We start from the raw sequence: 211 nt of genomic DNA on the forward strand, positions 1-211 counted from the left end.
CGTGAAGCTGTCCAAGAGCTGCAACGACCTGCGGTTGCTGTCGTCCGGGCCGCGTGCGGGCCTGGGCGAGATCAACCTGCCGCCGGTGCAGGCCGGTTCGTCGATCATGCCCGGCAAGGTCAACCCGGTGATCCCCGAGGTCGTCAACCAGGTCGCCTTCGAGGTGATCGGCAACGACGTCGCCATCACCATGGCCGCCGAGGCCGGACAG

1 protein-coding gene is annotated in these 211 nt (G+C 67.8%); it reads left to right on the forward strand.

The window, feature by feature from the left end:
- Positions 1-211 (forward strand): lyase family protein (locus tag ADK36_RS18600; RefSeq protein ID WP_267887412.1); only part of this gene is annotated, 211 nt, incomplete at both ends.

Origin of the sequence: Streptomyces viridochromogenes, from assembly GCF_001270495.1 — a bacterium.
In the GTDB taxonomy this organism is placed as follows: domain Bacteria; phylum Actinomycetota; class Actinomycetes; order Streptomycetales; family Streptomycetaceae; genus Streptomyces; species Streptomyces viridochromogenes_A.